Source organism: Micromonospora sp. RV43 (assembly GCF_001029515.1).
GTDB lineage: Bacteria > Actinomycetota > Actinomycetes > Mycobacteriales > Micromonosporaceae > Micromonospora > Micromonospora aurantiaca.
The window spans coordinates 1-5,082 of record NZ_LEKG01000291.1; the positions used below are offsets into that span (position 1 = coordinate 1).

At 75.1% G+C, this 5,082-nt stretch carries 3 protein-coding genes; all 3 read right to left on the reverse strand.

Annotated elements, in window-relative coordinates; genetic code table 11:
* Nucleotides 1–529: 529 nt before the first annotated feature.
* Nucleotides 530–3,325, reverse strand: coding sequence for an FAD-binding and (Fe-S)-binding domain-containing protein (locus ABD52_RS36100; RefSeq protein WP_047894700.1), 2,796 nt, complete (start codon nt 3,323–3,325; stop codon nt 530–532).
* A 46-nt stretch (nt 3,326–3,371) separates the two neighbouring features.
* Nucleotides 3,372–4,142, reverse strand: coding sequence for a hypothetical protein (locus tag ABD52_RS36105; RefSeq protein ID WP_047894699.1), 771 nt, complete (start codon nt 4,140–4,142; stop codon nt 3,372–3,374).
* A 29-nt stretch (nt 4,143–4,171) separates the two neighbouring features.
* A partial coding sequence (locus ABD52_RS36110) for a diacylglycerol kinase family protein (protein ID WP_047894701.1) occupies nt 4,172–5,082 on the reverse strand: 911 nt, incomplete at its 5' end.

Consider the following 5,082-nt stretch of genomic DNA (forward strand, 5'->3'; position numbering starts at 1 on the left):
CCGTAAGCCCTGCCGCCATCGCCCCGCCTGCAATCGAGATCCCCGTACGCCCGCCCAGCTCACCCCTGGACAGAACCAGCCACCTCCCGGAGTTGGCGTCAAGCACGCACCCCACGTGCACCCGCCGATCCAAGGGTCAACGCCAGCACGGGGAGGTGGTCACATCCAACCCACCCGGACCCCACCACTCCCCTGAACTGGTGTCGATCACGCCAGCAACCGACACCCGACCGAGGCCAAGATCAACACCAGTACGGGGAAGTGGTCACATCCAACCCACCCGGACCCCACCATTCCCCCGAACTGGTGTCGATCACGTATGACCTGCCCACGCCCGGCACCCGACGCCACCAAAGGCCGACACCACCTCGCCGAAGCGGCGGTATCCCCTGCATGAGAAGCGAGCCACCCGGCCAAAGCCCAGGCCAAGGCAACCAACATCAACACCACCATCGGGAAGTGGCGCCTTCAGACCCGCCCGGACCCCATCACTTCCCCGAACTGGTGTCGATCTCGGAGGACCGGACCGCTACGGCGCGGTCACCTCGGCCAGCAGCTCCAGCAGGTGCCGGTACGGCTGCCCGGTGGCCCGCGCCAGCCCGATCTCGCAGGTGCGGTTCAGCGAGGCGTACCCGTCGAAGGGCCGTGCCGCGACGGCGGCGGCCTCGGCCCGGGTGGCCGACGCGGTCAGCTCCGGATGCAGCAGACCCCGGTCGCCGGCGAAGCCGCAGCACTGCCAGCCCTCCGGGACCACCACCTCGTCGGCGACCGCGCGGGCCACGGTGAGCAGCGCGTCGTCCAGGCCGAGCCGGACCGACGAGCAGGTCGGGTGCAGCGCGAGCGAACCGATCCGGCGGCGCACCGTCAGCCGGGGCAGCAGCGTGCCGGCGGTGTACGCGACCGCGTCGACGACCCGCAGGTCCCCGGCGCCGTCGAGCAGCCGTTCGAAGCCCTCGGTGCAGGACGCCGCGTCGCTGACCACCGGCAGCGCGCCGTCGCGGCTCGCGGCGCGCAGCACCGGGGGCACGCGGTCGCGGACCGACCGGTAGCCGTCGGTGAGGCCCTTCGACGACCAGGGGGTGCCGCAGCACAGGTCACCGATGCCGTCCGGCACGAGCAGGCGTACGCCGGCCCGCTCGGCGAGCGTGAGCAGCGCTGCGGCCACGCCGGTGCCACCCTCCGCCGGGGCGAACAGCGTGCCCAGGCAGGACGGCACGAACACCGCCTCCGGATCGTCGGCCGGGTGTGGGCGGCGCGGGGTGCCGCCGCGCGGCAGGTCCCGCTGCCACCGCGGCACCCGGTCCGCGCCGAGCACCGCGCGGGCGGCCCGGGTGGCGGCCTCGGGCAGCGCGGGCGGCAGCGCCCCGGCCAGGTCGAGTCCCCGGGCCATGCCCCGGGTGGTGGCGCCCCAGCGGCGGGCCGCGCCGCGCCAGGCGGTCCCCGCCGTCCGGCCGTGCTCCAGCGCGCGCAGCCGCTTGACCAGGTCACCGGTGTTGATCAGCACCGGGCAGGCGGTGGCGCACATGCCGTCGACCGCGCAGGTCTGCACCGCGTCGTAGTCGTAGTCGTCGGTCAGCTCCCGGGCCAGCGCGGTGTCTCCGGCGGCCTGCGCGGCGGCGATCTCCCGGCGCAGCACGATGCGCTGCCGGGGCGTGGTGGTGAGGTCACGGCTGGGGCAGACCGGCTCGCAGTAGCCGCACTCGACGCAGCGGTCCACCTCCTCCTCCACCGCCGGCACGGTCTTGAGGTGCCGCATGTGGATGTCCGGGTCGTCGCTGAGCAGCACGCCCGGGTTCAGCACGCCGTCCGGGTCGCAGAGCGTCTTCAGCTCGCGCATCACCTCGTACAGCTCGTCGCCGAACTGTCGGCGCACGTAGGGGGCCATCACCCGGCCGGTGCCGTGCTCTGCCTTGAGCGTGCCGCCGTGGCCGAGCACCAGGTCGACCATCTCCTCGGTGAAGTCGGCGTAGCGCGCCGGGGCCTCGCCGCCGTCGAACCGCTCGTTGAGCATGAAGTGCAGGTTGCCGTCCTTGGCGTGGCCGAAGATCACGCTGTCGGCGTACCGGTGCCGCTCGAACAGGTCGGCCAGCGACGCGCAGGTGCCGGCGAGCGCCTCGACCGGGACGGCGATGTCCTCCAGCAGCGCCGTGGTGCCGGACGGGCGGGCGCCCGCCACGGCCGCGTACAGGCCCTTGCGGATGTGCCACAGCGCGGCGCGGGCGGCCGGCTCCCCGCTGAGCCGGGCCGGGGCGCTCAGCGGCAGGCCGGACAGCACCGGTCCGGCGTCTGCGACCCGGTCGGCGAGCGCCGCCGGGTCGGACTCCTGCCACTCGGCGAGCAGCGCGGCGTGCCCGCGCACGGCCAGGTCGCGCAGCGTGGCGTCCGCCTTCGGGTCGCGCTGGGCGACCCGCAGGGCGGCGGCGTCGAGCAACTCGATCGCCGCCGGCCCGGCGGCCACCAGCGCCGGCATGGCGGCCATCGCCGCGCCCAGGGTGTCGAAGACCAGCAGGCCGGTCGCGGCGTGCCGGTGCACGGGTACGGTGCGGAACGTCGCCGAGGCGACGAACGCGAGCGTGCCCTCGCTGCCCACCACGAGCCGGGTGAGCAGGTCGGCCGGGTCGTCGTGGTCGAGGAACGCGTTCACGCCGTACCCCATGGTGTTCTTCATGGCGTACTGGGCGCGGATGCGGCGCACCGAGTCGGGATTGCCGCGTACCCGGTCGCGCAGCCGCAGCAGCCCGGCGTGCAGGTCCGGTTCGGCGGCGCGCAGCCGGGCGTCGGCGTCCGGGGCGCCGGTGTCCAGCACGGTGCCGCCGGGCAGGGCGAGGACCAGCGACTCCAGCGTCCGGTACGTGTTGAACTCGGTTCCGCAGGTCATGCCGCTGGAGTTGTTGGCGACCACGCCGCCGACCGTGCAGGCGGACTCGCTGGCCGGGTCGGGGCCGAGTTTGCGGCCGTACGGCGCGAGGCGCGCGTTCACCTGCCGCAGCACCACCCCGGGCTGCACCCGTACCCGCCGCCCGTCGTCGAGCACCGTCAGGTCGCGGAAGTGCCGCCGCACGTCGACGAGCAGCCGGTCGGTGACCGCCTGGCCGCTGAGGCTGGTGCCGCCGGAGCGGAACGTCAGCGCGGTGCCGGTGCGGCGCCCGTACGCGAGCAGCGCGGCCACCTGACCGGCGTCGGCCGGCGTGATCACCGCGCCGGGGTGCAGCAGGTAGTGCGAGGCGTCGTGGGCCATCCGCAGCCGGTCCGCGGCCCGGGTCGTCACGCCGCCGGGCACCACCGACTCCAGCCCGGCCCGCGTGGACGCGCTCAGCTTCGTCATGATCACCGCACCTCCCCCGGCTCACAGTAGTCACGCACGGCGGGGCTCACCGCGCGGTGATCCGGTCCAACACCCGCCGCTGGAACGCGCGGGCGGCTGGGCCGGACGGCGGCGTGCCGCCCCGGCGGGCCGCGATCGAGGCGCGGATCAGCGGGGCGTCCGGGTCGTCGGCGGCCACCCGCAGCCCGGCGTCGACCTTGCCCAGCCAGACGCCGTCGCGGATGCGCACCAGCGCCCGGCAGGCGCCGAGCACCGCGTCCTCCGCGCCGGGGGCCGGTTCGTCGCCGGGTGGCGTGGGCAGCGCCAGCCACCAGCGCAGCGCGTCCGCGAGCAGCGCCCGCAGTGCCTCCGGGGGCGGGTCGGCGAACACGTCGGCGGCGGGCGGGCCCAGTAGCGTCCGGCCGGACTGGCGCAGGATGCTGCGGTCCAGCGCGTACCAGAACCGCCCGTCGGCGGCGGGCCGGTCGGCCGGGTCGTAGGTGGCGCGGAACGGCATCGTGGCACCGGTGTTCAGCTCGACCTCGAAGCCCGGCTCCGGGGTGCCGGAGGCGGCCACGTCGCGGCGGTAGACGACCAGTTCCAGGCCGCGCGCCGGGCAGGGCAGCGACTCGTGCCGCAGCCGGTTCACGAGCAGGCGCTTGTCCGGCTCCGGCATCGGCCCGGCGGCCACCAGCGCCACGTCCACGTCGCTGCGGCCCGGCTGGTACGCGCCCAGCCCGACCGACCCGGCGGCGTACGCGCCGACCAGGTCCTCACCGAGCACATCCCGGGAGCGGCGGACCACTTCGGCCAGGTAGTCGCGGATGTCGTCGCGCATTCCGGCATCCTGCCCCGGCCCGGGCGCGGTCAGTCCGCCGGGTCGGGACAGCACACGGTCAGCGCGCCCGGCACCACCTTCACCTTGAGCCGTTTCGCCTTGCCCCGGGCGCCGCCGTCCAGCTCGTACGTCTTCGGCGCGTCGAACCGGACCTTGATCTTGCGACCCCGGGTGATCCGCACGAACGGCGACTCCTCGGAACGCCCGGCGGCCATCCGGCCCAGCGTGCGCGCCCAGTCCACCGCGCCGCTGGCGGTGGACACGCCGACCTCCAGCGCCCCGTCGTCCGGGCGGGCGTCGTCGAAGGCCGGGATGCCGCCGGTGATGGTGCCGACGTTGCCGAACAGCACGCAGCTCGCCTCGTCGTCGAACCAGTCGGCGCCGTCGACCCGGATCCGGGTCCGTACGCACTCGCCGCGCACGTGCCGCAGCCCGGTCCAGACGTACGCGATCCGGCCGAACCGGCCCTTGAGCTGCCGGTCGGCGTCACGGATCAGGTCGCCGTCGAACCCGGCGCCGGCCATCACCGCGAAGTGCTCGCCGTTGATCCGGCCCAGGTCCAGCTCGCGCCGGCGGCCGTGCAGCGCGATGCGTACCGCCTCCGGCAGGTCGACCGGGATGCCCAGGTTCACCGCGAACAGGTTGGCCGTGCCGGCGGGCAGGATGCCCATCGGCACGCCGCTGCCCGCGAGCGCGTCGGCGCACCGCTGCACCATGCCGTCGCCGCCCCACACCAGCACCAGCTCGGCACCCTCGTCCAGGGCCGCGCGCACCCGCTTGGGCGCCTTGCGGCTCTTGGGCACCTCGTACCAGAGCAGCCGCCCGACCCCGGCGGCGACGAGCCGGGAGCGCAGCTCGTCGAGCCCACCCCCGAACGTCTTCTTCCGGTGGGCGACGACAGCGATCACACCGGCCGGGGGCGCGGCGGGGGCGGGGGTGG